The sequence below is a fragment of the Massilia agilis genome, from assembly GCF_024756255.1.
GTDB lineage: Bacteria > Pseudomonadota > Gammaproteobacteria > Burkholderiales > Burkholderiaceae_D > Telluria > Telluria agilis.
Window position 1 is genome coordinate 199,577 of sequence record NZ_JANUHB010000001.1, and the last position, 16,149, is coordinate 215,725.

12 protein-coding genes are annotated in these 16,149 nt (G+C 68.6%); 9 read left to right on the forward strand and 3 right to left on the reverse strand.

Going from position 1 to position 16,149, the window contains the following annotated elements; all coding sequences use genetic code 11:
* Nucleotides 1–50: 50 nt before the first annotated feature.
* From purU to NX774_RS00930, 8 genes are all read left to right on the forward strand, one after another.
* Nucleotides 51–938, forward strand: a complete 888-nt coding sequence (purU, locus tag NX774_RS00895; RefSeq protein ID WP_258820272.1) for a formyltetrahydrofolate deformylase — start codon at nt 51–53, stop codon at nt 936–938.
* A gap of 175 nt (nt 939–1,113) precedes the next feature.
* Nucleotides 1,114–2,847 carry a PHA/PHB synthase family protein gene (locus tag NX774_RS00900; RefSeq protein ID WP_258820273.1) on the forward strand — a complete coding sequence of 578 codons (1,734 nt, stop codon included), beginning with the start codon at nt 1,114–1,116 and terminating at the stop codon, nt 2,845–2,847.
* Nucleotides 2,848–2,851: 4 nt separating this feature from the next.
* Nucleotides 2,852–4,258, forward strand: coding sequence for a bifunctional enoyl-CoA hydratase/phosphate acetyltransferase (locus NX774_RS00905; protein ID WP_258820274.1), 1,407 nt, complete (start codon nt 2,852–2,854; stop codon nt 4,256–4,258).
* Nucleotides 4,255–5,433, forward strand: coding sequence for an acetate/propionate family kinase (locus NX774_RS00910; protein WP_258820275.1), 1,179 nt, complete (start codon nt 4,255–4,257; stop codon nt 5,431–5,433). Before NX774_RS00905 ends, NX774_RS00910 begins: the two co-directional genes overlap by 4 nt.
* A 16-nt stretch (nt 5,434–5,449) precedes the next feature.
* Nucleotides 5,450–6,949 carry an efflux transporter outer membrane subunit gene (locus tag NX774_RS00915; protein ID WP_258820276.1) on the forward strand — a complete coding sequence of 500 codons (1,500 nt, stop codon included), beginning with the start codon at nt 5,450–5,452 and terminating at the stop codon, nt 6,947–6,949.
* Nucleotides 6,950–6,972: 23 nt separating this feature from the next.
* On the forward strand, nt 6,973–8,043 hold the full coding sequence (locus tag NX774_RS00920; RefSeq protein WP_258820277.1) for an HlyD family secretion protein: 1,071 nt from the start codon (nt 6,973–6,975) through the stop codon (nt 8,041–8,043).
* Nucleotides 8,040–10,781, forward strand: coding sequence for a ribosome-associated ATPase/putative transporter RbbA (rbbA, locus tag NX774_RS00925; RefSeq protein WP_258820278.1), 2,742 nt, complete (start codon nt 8,040–8,042; stop codon nt 10,779–10,781). Before NX774_RS00920 ends, rbbA begins: the two co-directional genes overlap by 4 nt.
* A gap of 1 nt (nt 10,782) precedes the next feature.
* On the forward strand, nt 10,783–11,907 hold the full coding sequence (locus NX774_RS00930; RefSeq protein ID WP_258820279.1) for an ABC transporter permease: 1,125 nt from the start codon (nt 10,783–10,785) through the stop codon (nt 11,905–11,907).
* A 65-nt stretch (nt 11,908–11,972) separates the two neighbouring features.
* Here the strand turns inward: NX774_RS00930 and NX774_RS00935 are convergent, their stop codons facing one another.
* Together NX774_RS00935 and NX774_RS00940 are read right to left on the reverse strand one after the other, a co-directional pair.
* Nucleotides 11,973–12,449: a universal stress protein gene (locus NX774_RS00935; protein ID WP_258820280.1), complete on the reverse strand. Its 477-nt coding sequence runs from the start codon at nt 12,447–12,449 to the stop codon at nt 11,973–11,975.
* A 135-nt stretch (nt 12,450–12,584) separates the two neighbouring features.
* Nucleotides 12,585–13,802, reverse strand: a complete 1,218-nt coding sequence (locus tag NX774_RS00940) for a GGDEF domain-containing protein (RefSeq protein ID WP_258820281.1) — start codon at nt 13,800–13,802, stop codon at nt 12,585–12,587.
* Nucleotides 13,803–14,216: 414 nt separating this feature from the next.
* On the opposite strand from NX774_RS00940, the gene NX774_RS00945 reads away from it, so the two are divergent.
* Entirely contained in the window at nt 14,217–15,674 is a 1,458-nt protein-coding gene (locus NX774_RS00945; RefSeq protein WP_258820282.1) for a Ppx/GppA phosphatase family protein, read from the forward strand.
* Here the strand turns inward: NX774_RS00945 and NX774_RS00950 are convergent.
* Nucleotides 15,671–16,138: a SixA phosphatase family protein gene (locus tag NX774_RS00950; protein WP_258820283.1), complete on the reverse strand. Its 468-nt coding sequence runs from the start codon at nt 16,136–16,138 to the stop codon at nt 15,671–15,673. The two genes, NX774_RS00945 and NX774_RS00950, sit on opposite strands and share 4 nt — an antisense overlap.
* Nucleotides 16,139–16,149: the final 11 nt, after the last annotated feature.

Consider the following 16,149-nt stretch of genomic DNA (forward strand, 5'->3'; position numbering starts at 1 on the left):
ATGGTAATCTTGCTGCATTGCAGTAAAGACACCTGGACCCTGGACCGAGCATGAGCACCATCGAGCAACAACCCTCACAGAAGCAATACATCCTTACCGCCAGCTGCACGGCGGCCATTGGCATCGTCGCCGCCGTATCGGGCTTCCTGGCCCGGCGCGACTGCTACATCTGCGCGCTGGAGCAGTTCGACGACGATTCGACCCAGCGCTTTTTCATGCGCGCGGTCTTCCGGCCGATGTCCGCCGACATCGGCATCGAGCAGATCCGCGCGGAGTTCCCGGCCGAAGTGGCCGGCCAGCTCGAGATGGAATGGGCCATCTACGACCCGGCCGAGCCGGTCAAGACGGTCATCATGGTGTCCAAATACGACCACTGCCTGGACGACCTGCTGTACCGCCGCCGCAATGGCGAGCTGAACATGGAAATCACGGCGGTGGTGTCGAACCACCAGGACCTGCGGCCGATGGTGGAACGCGAGGGCATCCGTTTCGTGCACCTGCCCGTCACCCGCGACACCAAGCAGCGGCAGGAGGCACGCATCCTCGAACTGCTGGATGAGACCGGCGCGGAACTGGTGATCCTGGCGCGCTACATGCAGATCCTGTCCGACGACTTGTCGCGCCAGCTGGCCGGCCGCTGCATCAACATCCACCACTCCTTCCTGCCCGGCTTCAAGGGCGCCAAGCCTTACCACCAGGCCTACGACCGCGGGGTGAAGCTGATCGGCGCCACCGCCCACTACGCCACCCCGGACCTGGACGAGGGCCCGATCATCGAGCAGGTCGTCACCCGCGTCGATCACAGCTACAAGCCGGAACAACTGGTGCGCGTGGGCCGCGACAACGAATGCCTGGCGCTGGCCGCCGCCGTCAAGTTCCACATCGAGCGCCGGGTTTTCGTCGATGGGAACAAGACCATCGTTTTTCGCGGCAATTAGACGAAATTTAGAAGGTTTTCTCTAGGTAATAATACCGGAAGTGTTAGCATCTTGATCCATGTCAAGGATTTGACGCGGATCAAGAACGTAAGGTACACGCATGGACAAGCTCAAGCTGAATCTCGCTGCCGTACTCCCCCCCGCTCGCACCGCCCTCCCCGCCACCGCGCCCGCAATGGGCTCCAGTGACGACATCGAAACGCCCAGCCGAACCGACCGCGTGCTGCACGCCGCCCTCGGCCGGCTCACCTCCGGCATTTCTCCAGCCGCCATGGCCCTGGCCTGGACCGACTGGGCGCTGCACCTGGCGCAATCGCCCGGCAAATGGGCGCGCCTGTGCGAAAAGGCCACCAGCAAGGCCGGCCGCTTCGGCGAGTATGCCGTCCGTGCGGCCATCGGCGGCACCGAGCCGTGCATTGCGCCGCTGCCGCAGGACCACCGCTTCAGCGGCCCGGGCTGGCAGCGCTGGCCATTCAACGTGATGCAGCAGGGATTCCTGCTGAACCAGCAGTGGTGGTACAACGTGACCACCGGCATTGGCGGCGTGTCGCCGCACCACGAGCAAGTGGTTTCCTTCGTCGCCCGCCAGGCACTCGACATGTTCTCGCCGGTCAATTACATCGCCACGAACCCGGAAGTGCTGGAAGCGACGCTGCAGGAAGGCGGCCAGAACCTGGTGCGCGGCGCCACCCACCTGGCCGACGACTGGCGCCGCATGCTGCTCAATCAGCCGCCGGCCGGGGCCGACCAATTCGTGCCGGGACAGCAGGTGGCGGTCACGCCGGGCCAGGTCGTGCTGCGCAACCGCCTGATCGAGCTGATCCAGTACTCGCCCGCCACGCCCGACGTGCATGCCGAGCCGATCCTGATCGTGCCGGCCTGGATCATGAAGTACTACATCCTCGACCTGTCGCCGCAGAACTCGCTGGTGAAATACCTGGTGGACCGGGGCCACACGGTCTTCATGATCTCGTGGCACAACCCGGTCGAAGCCGACCGCGACCTGGGCATGGACGACTACCTGCGCATGGGCGTGCTGGCCGCGCTCGACGCGGTGGCCGCCATCGTTCCGGACCGCGGCATCAACACGGTCGGCTACTGCCTGGGCGGCACGCTGCTCGCGATCGCCGCGGCCTGGCTCGCGGGCCGGCGCGACCGGCGCATCCATTCAATGACGCTGCTCGCGGCCCAGACCGATTTCACCGAGGCCGGCGAACTGCGCCTGTTCATCGACGACAGCCAGCTGAACTACCTCGAGGACATCATGTGGCGCCAGGGCTACCTGCAGACGCGCCAAATGGCCGGGGCCTTCCAGCTGCTGCGCTCGAACGACCTGGTGTGGTCGCGCGTGGTCAACGAATACCTGCTCGGCAAGCGCCAGCCGATGAACGACCTGATGGCGTGGAATGCCGACGCCACGCGCATGCCCTACCGCATGCACAGCGAATACCTGCGCCGCCTGTTCCTGAAGAACGACCTGTTCGAGGGACGCTACCGCATCGACGATGCCCCGGTCGCGCTGGCCGACATCCACGTTCCCATGTTCGTGGTCGCCACCGAGACCGACCATGTGGCCCCGTGGAAGTCGGTGTACAAGATCAACCTGGTGGCAGGCGCCGACGTGACCTTCGTGCTGACCAGTGGCGGCCACAATGCCGGCATCGTCAGCGAGCCGGGCCACCGCAACCGCCACTACCGGCTGGCGCGCCGCACCAATGGCGACACCTACCTGGCGCCGGACGACTGGGTGGCCGCAACCGCCCAGCGCGACGGCTCGTGGTGGCCGGCGTGGACCGACTGGCTGGAATCATCCTCCAGCGGCCGGACCGCGCCACCGACCATGGGGGCCGCTGGCCGGGGCTATCTGCCGGTCTGCGCCGCGCCCGGCCAGTACGTGCTGGAGCGCTGAAACCATGGACATGATCGAAAACCGCACCTTCGACGAGCTGGCGGTTGGCGACAGCGCCAGCCTGACCCGCACCCTTACCCGCAGGGACATCGAACTGTTCGCCGTGATGTCGGGCGACGTCAACCCGGCCCACCTGGACGACGAATACGCACGCGGCGACACCTTCCACGAGGTGGTCGCGCACGGCATGTGGAGCGGCGCGCTGGTCTCGGCCGTGCTGGGCACCCAACTCCCGGGGCCGGGCACGATCTATCTCGGCCAGTCGCTGCGCTTTCTCAAGCCGGTCTGCCTGGGCGACAGCGTCACCGTCAGCGTTACCGTGACCGCGCTCGATCCGGCCAAGCGCCGCGTCACGCTCGATTGCGTGGTCGCCAACCAGCGTCACGAGCAGGTGGTGGCCGGCACCGCCGAGGTCATTGCCCCGGCCGAGAGAGTCGCGCGTCCCCGCGTGGCGCTGCCCGAAGTGCGCCTGCACGAGCCCGGCGGACGCTACCGCGAACTGCTGGCCGCAGCGCATAACGCGCCGCGCGTGCGCACCGCGGTCGTCCATCCGGTGGACGCGGTCTCGCTGCTGGGCGCGGTGGAGGCGGCGCGCGAGGGCCTGATCGAGCCGGTGCTGGTCGGCCCTGAAGCGAAGATCCGGCGCGCCGCGGCGGACGCCGGCATCGACCTTGCGAACCTGCGCATCGTATCGACCGAACACAGTCACGCGGCGGCCGAGGCCGCGGTCGCCATGGCGCGCGCCGGCGAGGTGCAGGCCCTGATGAAGGGCGCGCTCCACACGGACGAGCTGATGCGCGCCGTGGTCGCCAAGGACAGCGGCCTGCGCACGGCGCGCCGCATCAGCCACGTGTTCGCCATGGACGTGCCCACCTATCCGCGCCCGCTGCTGATCACCGACGCCGCGATCAACGTCTATCCGACGCTGGAGGACAAGCGCGACATCGTGCAGAACGCCATCGACCTGGCGCACGCACTCGGGATCGCGGCGCCGCGCGTGGCCATCCTGTCGGCGCTGGAGACGGTGTATCCCAAGATCGCGTCCACCATCGAGGCGGCGGCACTGTGCAAGATGGCCGAACGCGGCCAGATCAGCGGCGCGATCGTGGACGGGCCGATGGCGTTCGACCTGGCGGTGTCGGCCGAAGCGGCGGCCACCAAGGGCTTCGTGTCGCCGGTGGCCGGGCGCGCCGACATCCTGGTCGTGCCCGACCTCGAAGCGGGCAACATGCTCGCCAAGCAGCTGGAATACCTGGCCGACGCCCAGATTGCCGGCATCGTGCTCGGCGCACGCGTGCCCATCATGCTCACCAGCCGCGCCGACGGGCCGCTGGCGCGCCTGGCCTCGTGCGCGCTGGCGGCGCTGCTCGCGCGCCACCAGGCCACGCCAGGCGTGATTGGTACGCCATGAAGGGATACGCCTGCTTCAACGCCGGTTCGTCCAGCATCAAGTTCGCGGTGTTCGTGGAGCGCGGCGATGCGCTCGCGCTTTCCAGCCGCGGCGAGATCGACAGCGGCGGCCACCAGCACCGCCTGCTCGCCTGGTCGCCGCAAGGAGAGCTTACCGAAGACCGACCGCTGGAAGGGATCAACGGCTATGCCGACCAACTGGCGGCGGTGATCGGCTGGGTGGAGGGCCACCTTGCCCCGGCGCGGCTGGCCGCCATCGGCCACCGCGTGGTCCACGGCGGTAACGCGCACGCCGGCCCTGCGCTGGTCACGCCGGCCCTGCTGGCCGAACTGGCCGCGCTGAACCCGCTCGCGCCGCTTCACCAGCCGCACAACCTGGCGGCGATGCAGGCCATGGCCAAGCTGCATCCGGACCTGCCGCAAGTGGCCTGCTTCGACACCGCCTTCCACCTGGGCAGCCCGCGCGTGTCGCGCCTGTACGCGCTGCCGCGCGCGCTGGCCGAGCAGCAGGTGCTGCGCTACGGCTTCCACGGCCTGTCGTACCAGCACGTGGCCAATACCTTGCCGGCGCTGGAACCGCGCGCCGGCGGGCGCGTCGTCGCCGCGCACCTGGGCAGCGGCGCCAGCATGTGCGCCATGGTGGGCGGCAGGAGCGTGGCCAGCACGATGGGCTTTTCCGCCCTCGACGGCCTGCCCATGGCGACGCGCTGCGGCAGCATCGACCCCGGCCTGCTGCTGTACCTGCTGCAGGAAAAGCAGATGACGCCGCAGGCGATGCAGCGCTTGCTGTACCAGGAGTCGGGCCTGCTGGGCCTGTCCGGGATCAGCGGCGACATGCGCGAGCTGATGGCAAGCCAGGAGCCGGCCGCGCGCGAAGCGCTGGACGTGTTCGTGTACCGCATCGGGCGCGAACTCGGCTCGCTTGCCGCTGCCGCCGGCGGGCTCGACGTGCTGGTCTTCACCGGCGGCATCGGCGAGCACGCGCCCGAGATCCGCGCGCGCGTCTGCGAGCAGGCGGCCTGGCTTGGCGTGCGCCTCGACCCCGCCGCCAACGCGGCCGGCGGCCCGCGCCTGGATGCGGCGGACAGCGCGGTCGCGGTCTGGGTACTGCCGGCCGACGAAGAAGCGGTGATCGCGCAGCAAACCCGTGCGGCGGTAAACGAGCTCAGGTCCTGAGCGCTGCCACACACCCATGAATGAACAAAAACAGATGGATCAAATAACAAAACAGAGCCAGGCGCACCGGCCGGGGCGCCGGCGCTTGCGTGCGGCGATGGCGGCCGTGCCGGTCTGCCTGAGCCTTGCCGCGTGTGCGCCGCTGCCGCGCGCCACACCGGCCGCCGGCTTTCCCGTGCCCGCCACCTATCCGGAGCAGCCGTTGCAGGCCCGCGACACTGCGGCCGTGGCGCCGCAGCCGGGCTGGCAGGACTTCTTCCTGGACCCTGAACTGCGCCGCGTCATTGGCGTGGCGCTGGAGAACAGCCGCGAGCTGCGCACAGCGGCACTGCGCGTGCAGGAGGCCGCAGCCGCCTATGGCATCCAGCGCGCTGAACAGCTGCCGGTGGTGAACGGCAGCCTGCAAGCCACGCGCGCACTGGTGCCGCCGGCGCAGAGCTTCATCGGCCGCCCGATCATGGGCAACCAGTTCCAGGCGGGCATCGGCTTCTCGCAGTGGGAACTGGATGTGTGGGGGCGCCTGCGCAGCCTGAACGAATCCGCGCTGGCAAGCTGGCTGGCCAGCGATGAGGCGCGCCGCGCCACCACGGTGAGCCTGATCGCGCAAGTCGCCGACGCTTACCTGGGCCTGCGCGAGATCGACGAGCGGCTGGCGCTGGCCCGGCGCACGCGCGAACTGCGCGACGAGACGGTGCGCATCTTCCGGCGCCGCTACGAACTGGGCGCCGCGTCGCGCCTGAACCTGACCCAGGTCGAGCTGCTGCAGCAGCAGGCGATTGCCCAGGTGGCCCAGCTGGAGCAGGCGCGCGCGCAGCAAGGCGCAGTGCTCGACCTGCTGGCCGGCGCCCCGGTCACGCTCGCGCCGGCACTGGACGCCCTGGGCACCGTGCCGCTGGCCCGCGAGCCCGCCCCCGGCCTGCCGTCGGACCTGCTGCTCGAGCGCGCCGACATCGCCGCTGCCGAACAGCAGCTGCGTGCCGCCCACGCCAACGTGCAGGCCGCACGCGCCGCGTTCTTCCCGCGCATTGCGCTCACCGCCACCGCGGGCGCGTCCAGCACCTCGCTCAACGAGCTGTTCAACGACGACAGCCGGGCCTGGAACTTTGCGCCTTCGCTCGCGCTGCCGATCTTCAATGGAGGGCGCCTGAAGGGGCAACTGTCGGTGGCCCAGCTGCGCAGCGAAGAGGCTGTGGCCCAATACGAGCGGGCGATCCAGGGCGCCTTCCGCGACGTGGCCGACGCGCTCGCCGCGCGGCGCGGGCTGGCCGCCCAGGCCGAGGCCACGCGCGCCACGCTGGTGCTGCAGGCCGAGCGCGCCCGCCTGGCGCAACTGCGCTTCGAGAGCGGCGCGGCCGCCTACCTCGAGGTGTTGGACGCGGAGCGCGAGCGCTTCGGCGCCGAGCAGCAGCTGGTGCAGCTGCGCAGGCAGCAGCTGTCGGCGCAGGTGGCGCTGTACCGCGCGCTCGGCGGCGGCGCCCAGCGCTTGCCGGCCACTGACGCGGGCGCCATCCGATGACTAGTCTTCTACAATACAAAACCATGGAAAAGAAACTGAAGTTGTGGGTGCCCGTAGCGCTCGTCGCCGCTGTGGCCGCGTGGGCCTTCGTGAACTGGGGGCCGTTCTCGCAGCGCGACAAGATTGACGGCTTCGTCAAGGGCAATGGCCGCATCGAAGCCACCGAAGTTGACGTAGCCACCAAGGTGCCAGGGCGGATCAGCGAGATCACGGCGCAGGAAGGCGAGTTCGTCAAGGCCGGGCAAGTGCTCGCCAGGATGGATACCCGCAGCATGCAGGCCCAGCGCGAGGAAGCGGTGGCGCGCCAGCAGCAGGCGGCCGCTGCCCTGGCAGGCGCGCGCGCCGAAGTGACCCTGCGCGAAAGCGACCAGCTGGCCGCGAAGGCGCTGGTCGGCCAGCGCGAAAGCGACCTGGACGCCGCGCGCCGCCGGCTGGCCCGCTCCGAGACCCTGGCCAACGAAGGCGCATCGTCGCGCCAGGAACTGGACGACGACCGCGCCCGGGTGAACGGCACGCTGGCCGCGCTGGCCGCGGCGCGGGCACAGGTGCGTGCGGCCCAGGCCGCGGTGAACGCCACGCGTACCCAGGTGCTCAGTGCGCAGGCCAACGAAAAGGCAGCGGCCGCAACCATCGCGCGCATCGACGCCGAACTGGCCGATACGGTGCTGACCGCGCCGCGCGCCGGACGGGTGCAATACCGCGTGGCCCAGCCGGGCGAAGTGCTCGGCGCCGGCGGCAAGGTGCTCAACCTGGTCGACCTGGCCGACGTGTACATGACCTTCTTCCTGCCCGAAACCGTGGCCGGCCGGGTGGGCCTTGGCGCCGAGGTGCGCGTGGTGCTCGACGCCGTGCCCCAATACGCGATCCCGGCCAGGGTGTCGTACGTGGCCAGCACCGCCCAGTTCACGCCCAAGACGGTGGAAACCGCCAGCGAACGCCAGAAGCTGATGTTCCGGGTCAAGGCCCGGATCGACCGCAAGCTGCTGGAAGCACACCTCCAGCAAGTGAAGACCGGCCTGCCGGGCGTAGCCTGGGTCCGCCTGGACCCGAAAGCACCATGGCCTGCTGAAGTGGCGGCCAAGGTAACGCCATGACGCACGCCAGCCAGCCTGCTTGCGTCGCCAGGCTGGAAGATGTCAGCATCGAGTACGGCAAGACCCGGGCGCTGGACCGGCTGACGCTGGACGTGCCGTCCGGCTGCGTGGTGGGACTGATCGGCCCGGACGGCGTTGGCAAGTCCACCCTGCTCGCCCTGCTGTCGGGCGCGCGCCGCATGCAGCACGGCAGGATCGAGGTGCTGGGCGGCGACATGGCCGAACAGCGCCACCGCGAACAGGTTTGCCCGCGCATCGCCTACATGCCGCAGGGGCTGGGCAAGAACCTGTACCCCACCCTGTCGGTGGAAGAAAACCTGCAGTTCTTCGGGCGCCTGTTCGGACACGACGGCCCCGAGCGCCGGCGCCGCATCGACCAGCTCACGCGCAGCACCGGCCTGTTCCCCTTCCTCGACCGCCCCGCCGGCAAGCTCTCCGGCGGGATGAAGCAAAAGCTCGGCCTGTGCTGCGCGCTGATCCACGACCCGGACCTGCTCATCCTGGACGAGCCGACCACCGGCGTGGACCCGCTGGCGCGCACCCAGTTCTGGGACCTGATCGCGCGCATCCGTGCCGAGCGCCCCGGCATGAGCGTGATGGTGGCCACCGCCTACATGGACGAGGCCATGCGTTTCGACTGGCTGGTCGCGATGGACGCGGGCCGCGTGCTGGCGACCGGCGCGCCCGCCGAACTGCTCGAGCGCACCGGCAGCGCCACGCTGGAGCAGGCCTTCATCGCCCTGCTGCCGGAAGATGAGCGTGCCGGCTACGCGCCGCTGCACGTGCCCCCGATGGTCGCCGGCGGTGACGATGAAATCGCGATCGAGGCGAAGGAACTGACGATGCGCTTCGGCGACTTCACCGCCGTGGACCACGTGAGCTTTCGCATCCGGCGCGGCGAGATCTTCGGCTTCCTCGGTTCCAATGGCTGCGGCAAGACCACCACCATGAAAATGCTGACCGGCCTGCTGCCGGCCAGCGGCGGCCAGGCCCTGTTGTTCGGCCAGCCGGTGGACGCGCGCGACCTGGCAACGCGGCGCCGCGTCGGCTACATGTCGCAGTCGTTCTCGCTGTATGGCGAACTGACGGTGCACCAGAACCTGGTGCTGCACGCGCGCCTGTTCCACGTTCCCGAAGATCAGATCGACGCGCGGGTGGCCGAAATGGCCGAGCGCTTCGACCTGCAGGACGTGCTCGATGCCCTCCCCGACCGCGTGCCGCTCGGGATCCGCCAGCGCCTGTCGCTGGCGGTGGCGATGGTGCACAAGCCGGAACTGCTGATCCTGGACGAACCGACCTCCGGCGTTGACCCGCTGGCGCGCGACGCCTTCTGGCGCCTGATGATCGACCTGGCGCGCAAGGACCGGGTGACGATCTTCATTTCCACCCACTTCATGAACGAGGCCGAGCGCTGCGACCGCATCTCGCTGATGCACGCCGGCCGCGTGCTGGCCTGCGACGCCCCGTCGGCGCTGGTCGCCGCGCGCGGCACGGCCACGCTCGAAGAGGCTTTCATCGCCTTCCTGCGCGATGCTGGCGGCGCCCCCGACACGCCAGCAACCCCGACGGAAAGCGTCGCCGCCCCAGCCGCCCCGTCCAGGCATGGCGCAGTGCAGCGCAGCCTGGGCCGCATGGTCAGCTACCTGTGGCGCGAGGCGCTCGAGCTCAAGCGCGACAAGATTCGCCGCACGCTGGCGCTGGTCGGTTCGCTGCTGCTGATGTTCGTGATCGGCTACGGCATCAACATGGACGTGGAAAACCTGCGCTTTGCGGTACTGGACCGCGACGCGACGGCGCTGAGCCGCGACTACGTGCTCAACATCGCCGGATCGCGCTACTTCACACAAACACCGCCGCTACGCGACTATGCGGACCTGGACTACCGCATGCGCAGCGGCGACGTATCGCTCGCAGTCGAAATCCCGCCCGGCTTTGCGCGCGACCTCACCCACGGCCGCCAGGTACAGGTCGGGATCTGGGTCGATGGCGCCATGCCGCAGCGGGCCGAGACCATCACCGGCTACGTGCAGGGCCTGCACCAGCACTGGCTGATGCGACAGGCGCTCGAACGCGGCATGCCCACGCCGGCCATGCCAGCCACCGTGGAGACGCGCTTTCGCTACAACCCGGACGTACGCAGCCTGCCTGCAATCGTCCCCGCCGTCATCCCGCTGCTCCTGCTGATGCTGCCCGCCATGCTGACCGCGCTGGCCGTGGTGCGCGAGAAGGAGCTTGGCTCCATCATCAACCTGTACGTCACGCCGGCCACGCGCACCGAATTCTTGATCGGCAAGCAGATGCCCTACGTCGCCATGGCGATGTTCAACTTCTTGCTGATGTGCGCAGCCGCAGTGACCGTGTTCCGGGTGCCGGTCAGCGGCAGCTTCGGCGCGCTGACGCTGGCCACGCTGCTGTACGTGCTGGGCACCACCGCCATCGGCCTGCTCGCCTCGGCACTGACACGCAGCCAGATCGCCGCCATGTTCTTTACCCTGATCGGCACCATGCTGCCGGCGATCCAGTTCTCCGGCCTGATCAACCCCGTTTCCTCACTCGAGGGCGCGGGGCGGGTAATCGGCGAGCTGTACCCGGCCAGCCACATGTTCAACATCAGCCGCGGCGTGTTCAACAAGGCGCTCGGATTGGCCGACCTGTACCACGCCATGTGGCCGATGGCGCTGGCCTATCCGGTGGTGCTGTCCGCCGCGATTGCGCTGCTCAAGAAGCAGGAGAAGTAAGATGCCGCGCCTTTCCAACATCTACCGCCTGGGCGTCAAGGAACTGTGGAGCCTGTGGCGCGATCCCGGGCTGCTGCTCCTGATCGTGTACACCTTCACGGCGGCCCTGTACATCGCCGCCACGGCCGCGCCCGAGGGACTGCACCGCGCCGCGATCGCGATCGTGGACGAGGACGATTCGGCGCTGTCCGCGCGCATCGTCACCGCGTTCTACCCGCCCCAGTTCGCGCCGCCCGCGCGCATCACCCCGGCCGAAGTCGACGCCGCGCTCGACGCAGGCACCTATACCTTCGTGCTCGACATTCCGCCCGACTTCCAGCGCGACGTGCTGGCCGGCAGAAGCCCACAGGTGCAGCTGGCAGTGGACGCGACCCGGATGAGCCAGGCCTTCACCGGCAGCGGCTGGATCCAGCAGATCGTGCTGGGGGAAGTCGGCGAATTCCTGCAGCGCTACCGTGGCAGCGCGGCCAGCCCGGTCGAGGTGACGGTGCGCCAGCGCTTCAACCAGGCACTCGATCCGACCTGGTTCGGTTCCATCAGCGAACTGGCGAACAACATCACCATGCTGTCGATCATCCTGACCGGGGCGGCGCTGATCCGCGAGCGCGAACACGGCACGGTGGAACACCTGCTGGTCATGCCGGTCACGCCCACCGAGATCATGCTGTCCAAGGTCTGGGCGATGGGACTGATCGTCATGGTCGCCACGCTGGTGTCGCTCACCGTGGTGATCAAAGGCGCGCTCGGGGTGCGCATCGAGGGGTCGCTGGGCTTGTTCCTGTGTTGCGTGGCGCTGCACCTGTTCGCCACCACGTCGATGGGCATCTTCATGGCCACGCTCGCGCGCAGCATGCCGCAGTTTGGCCTGCTGCTGATGCTGACCTTGATTCCGCTGGAACTGCTGTCCGGCGCGATCACCCCGCGTGAGAGCATGCCCGACGCGGTGCGCTACCTGATGTCGCTCGCGCCCACGACCCACTTCGTGAGCCTGAGCCAGGCCATCCTGTTCCGCGGCGCCGGCCTGGCGATCGCCTGGCCCTCGATGCTGGCGCTGGCGGCGATCGGCTCGGTGCTGTTCGGCCTGTCGCTGGCGCGGTTCCGCAAGACGATCGTGCAGATGGTGTGAGGTTTTTGGCCAGCGTGCTGGCCCGGCGCAGCGGTCACCCGGGCGGGCCGCTGCGCGCTGGTGTGTCAGCTGCCTGCGCCCGAGTCGGGCCGCGCCTGCGCATGCCGCACCAACATCACGGGAACGGGAGACAGGCGCGCCACCTGCTCCGCATCGCTGCCCAGCAGCACGCGGCCAATACCGTGGCGGCCATGGGTGCCCATGATGACGATGTCGCAGTTGGCGGCGGCAGTCTCCCTGACGATCAGGGCGGCCACGCGTTCACCCCTGCTCTGCCGCAGAATCGTCTCCACGGTCACGCCGTCCTTGCGCAGGCGGGCCGCGGCTTCCTCGAGCATCGCCTGTCCGGCCGCCAGGAAAGTGGGCTCGACCTCCTCGGTGTACACCTTGGCGGGCTCGAAGCCGGTGGCGTGATCAAGCTCCTCGACGACGTGCAACAGGACGATCGTACCGCCGCTCAGGCGCGCCAGCACGGCCGCCTGCTCCAGCGCGCAAAGAGCTGTCGCACTGCGATCGAGCGGCACAAGAATTCGTGAATACATAGGTTCTCCAAAAAGTCGCCGCAAGCACCAACGGCTGGACAATTTGATTATCACACATGAGCAAACCGGCGGTCGATGAAGGCCCGGTTTGCGGCCACGGCCAACGCGCATCGAGCGCGCTTGGGCAGGGAACACTCAAGTCGCCGTTGACCCGGTTTTCGTGCGGGTGGTTTGCGGTGTCACGCATTCGCCAGCGGGCTGTCCGCCTTCCGGTTCGGTCACCACCTGGTCGCGGCCATTTCGTTTGGCTTCATAAAGCGCCACGTCGGCACGCTTCATCACCGATTCCAGGGAGTCGCCGTCGCGCAGCACCGACACGCCAATACTGAGCGTAACACCGGGCAGCACGCCAGTCTTGCCCAAGGCGGCCACGCGCCGCCGCAGGCGATGCGCTGCCACCGTGGCCGCCGCCAGGTCCGTTTCGGGCATCCAGACGGCGAACTCGTCGCCGCCGATGCGCCCCAGGAAGTCCATGCCCCGCAAGACCTTTTCTGCATTGAGCGTGAACGCGACCAGGGCCCGGTCACCCGCGTCATGCCCATAGTTGTCGTTGATCGGCTTGAAGTGGTCCAGGTCGATCAGCAGCAGCGACAACGGGCGCCCGGTCCGCGACGCCCGGCCCAGCTCACGTTCGCCGATCTTGGAAAACGCGCGGCGCGACAAGACACCGGTCAGGTAGTCGTGGTCGGCCGCCTCCTGGGCGAATTCGACAATCCTGCGATGCGCGAGCAGCATGCCGCCAAAGGCCAGTGCCGGCAAGCCGACGGTTGCCACGCTGAGAAAAAAGATCGACCCGGCGCTCGGCTGCAGTAACGACGTCGGTTGTGCCGGCCCCAGGAATTGCCAGGCCACGCGCGTGACGTGGCCGAGCACCTTCATGCTGCAGACAAACAGGATGAACCGCTTCACGTAGAACGGCCTGTCCCACTGCGACCGGCAGCGGATCAGGGTCAGCGCGATCCCGGCGCCGAGGGCCGCGTGGTAGAGCGACACCACGGAGCTGCGCGCCACGAACGAATCGAACCCGTAGTGAAAAATGGCGATCAGCGCCGTGAACGCCACCACCGACACGGCGGCGGCCCGCGCGTAGGCCCGCCGCTTGAACAGCAGGCGATACCCCACGAACAGCGAGGCGGAGGCAGCGGCATAGACCGCGTTGGCTGCCTCGTAAGCCAGCAAGGGCGGCAACTCCCTGCCGAATGCATACAGGATATTGCCGACAATCCCGAGCAACGCCGCCAGCCGGATCTGCCGCATGCCGTCGATGCGCCCGGTCGACACCCCCAGCAGGACCAGGAAGGTCATGAAGCATAACAGCGCAGCGATGAGGAAAATGACCTGGGTACTAAGCATGACACCAAAGAACGGTGGGAAAAGGTCGTCCGGCGGAACCTTGCGTTGGCATCGCCCGGCCGCGTGGGAGAGCCGGCGACATGCGGATCGAGCGCTCGAGTAACACCCAGCGCCGTGCGGATGGATGGTACGGCTGCCGATTGTAGTCAATTTGAATGCATTTTGGAAATTGCAAGGATGCAAACAGCGTTGACGTAGTGGCATGCAAGCGACAGAGTATAAAACCGGCTCGATCTCGCGACACATATGCCCCCGCCGACCGCGACGTCGTCCGCCCGCCATCGTCCATGCCGGCTGCGCACGTCCTGGGGACAGGCGACGGCGCATTCCTGTCATATTCCGATGTCATACTGGCGGCCAGCCCCATGCGCTGTCCCTGGCGCGACGGTTGCGCCCGCTAAAGAAAGAGTACTCATGTTTGCTGCAGTTGACCTTGGATCCAACAGTTTTCGCTTGCATATTGGCGAGCCCGACGGCTCCCGGATGCGCATCGTGCGCAGCGCGCGCGACCCGATCCGCCTTGCTTCCGGCCTGGACGCGCAGGGCATGCTCGACGACGCGGCCATTGCGCGCGCGCTGCGCTGCCTGGCCGAGTTCGGCGGCATCCTGCGCGAATACCGGCTGGACGCCGTGCGCGTGGTGGCCACCAACACGCTGCGGCTGGCGCGCAATGCCGCGGACATCCTGCCGCGCGCCGAGCAGGCGATCGGCCACCCCATCGAGATCATTTCCGGCGAAGAGGAAGGCCGCCTGATCTACATGGGCGTGGCCCGCGCACTGGACGACGCCGCCGAGCGCCGTCTCGTCGTCGATATCGGCGGCGGCTCCACCGAGATCGTGCTGGGCCAGGGCGCCCAGGTGCAGGCGGTGGAATCGTTCACCGTCGGCACCCATGACCAGAGCACCGCGTACTTCCCGGACGGCCGCATCACCGCCGCCGCCTTCAAGGCCGCCGTGCTGGCGGCGCGCGCGCGCTTCGAGGACGCGGCCGACTGGTACCGCGCCCAGCCGCGGGATGCCGTGTATGGCTCGTCCGGCACGATGCGCGCGATCGCCGAGGTCATCGGCCGCAACGGCATCGGCGACGGCACCATGAGCATGCCCAGCCTGAAGGCGTTGCGCGACGTGCTGGTGGCCCTGGGCCATGTGGCCGCGTTCGACCTGCCCGGCATCAAGCCGGAGCGCGTGCCGGTGATGGTGGGCGGCCTGTCGGTGCTGATGGCGGTGATGCAGGAACTGGGCATCGAACGGGTCAACGCGATCAACGCCGGCTTGCGGCTTGGCGTGCTGTCCGACCTTGAACTGCGCGCGAACCAGCATGACCGCCGCGACCAGGCGGTACTTGCCTGCATGCGGCGCTTTGGGGTGGACGAGGAGCGGGCCGCGCGTGTAGCCACCCTCGCCTGCGAACTGCATGCCAGGCTGGGGCCGCGCGAGGCGCACCTGCAGCGGCAGCTGGGCTGGAGCGCCATGCTGCACGAAGTGGGCCTGGCCGTGTCGCACAGCGGCGCCCACAAGCACGCTGCCTATATCGTCGAGCACGCGGACCTGCCGGGCTTTACGACCAGCGAGCAGCGCGCGATGGCGACCCTGGTCCTCGGCCAGAAGGGCAACCTGCGCAAGATCCGGGCCGAACTGGCGGACCCGGAAACCGCGCGCGCGGTGCTGGCGCTGCGCCTTGCCACCATGCTGATGCACGCCCACGTCGACAAGCGCGAGCTTGCGGAGCTCAGGCTGCGCATGGAAGCGGACATCGAGATCTGCGCGCCGGCCAGCTGGACGGCGCGCCACCCGACGGTTGAAACCTGGCTCGACAAGGAGCGCGCGGCGTGGAACGAGGTCGGTCGTCCCTGTTCCGTGCGGATGGTCTAGCGCAGCCGGCCGATCAGGTCAGGGCCGGCGGACAAGCGGATGTAAGGTGCCTCCGCCTCCCCTTTGCGGCTCAGCCATAACACGCTGCCCTTGCGGATCTTCCAGTCGTGCTCCTGGCCGGTGAGGATGAGCGCCGCCAGTTGCCCCAGCAGCGGCTGGTGCCCCACCACGACGACCGGCAGCCGGTGCGCCGGCCAACCGCTCGCGGCGAGGATTTGCGCGGCGCTGGAGTCCAGCGCGAGCGCATGGTCGCAACTGAACTTGCGCCCGAGCGCCTCCGCGGTCTGGCGGCAGCGCACGGCCGGGCTGGACAGGATGCGGCAATGCGCCGGCAGCTGGCGGTCCAGCCAGGCGCCGACGCGCGCGGCGTTGCGCCGGCCCTTCGCCGTCAGCGCGCGCTGCGCGTCGTGCTGCCCGGCCGCGGCCAACTCGGCTTCCGCGTGACGCCACAAGATCAGTTCCATGCCGCCCCTTT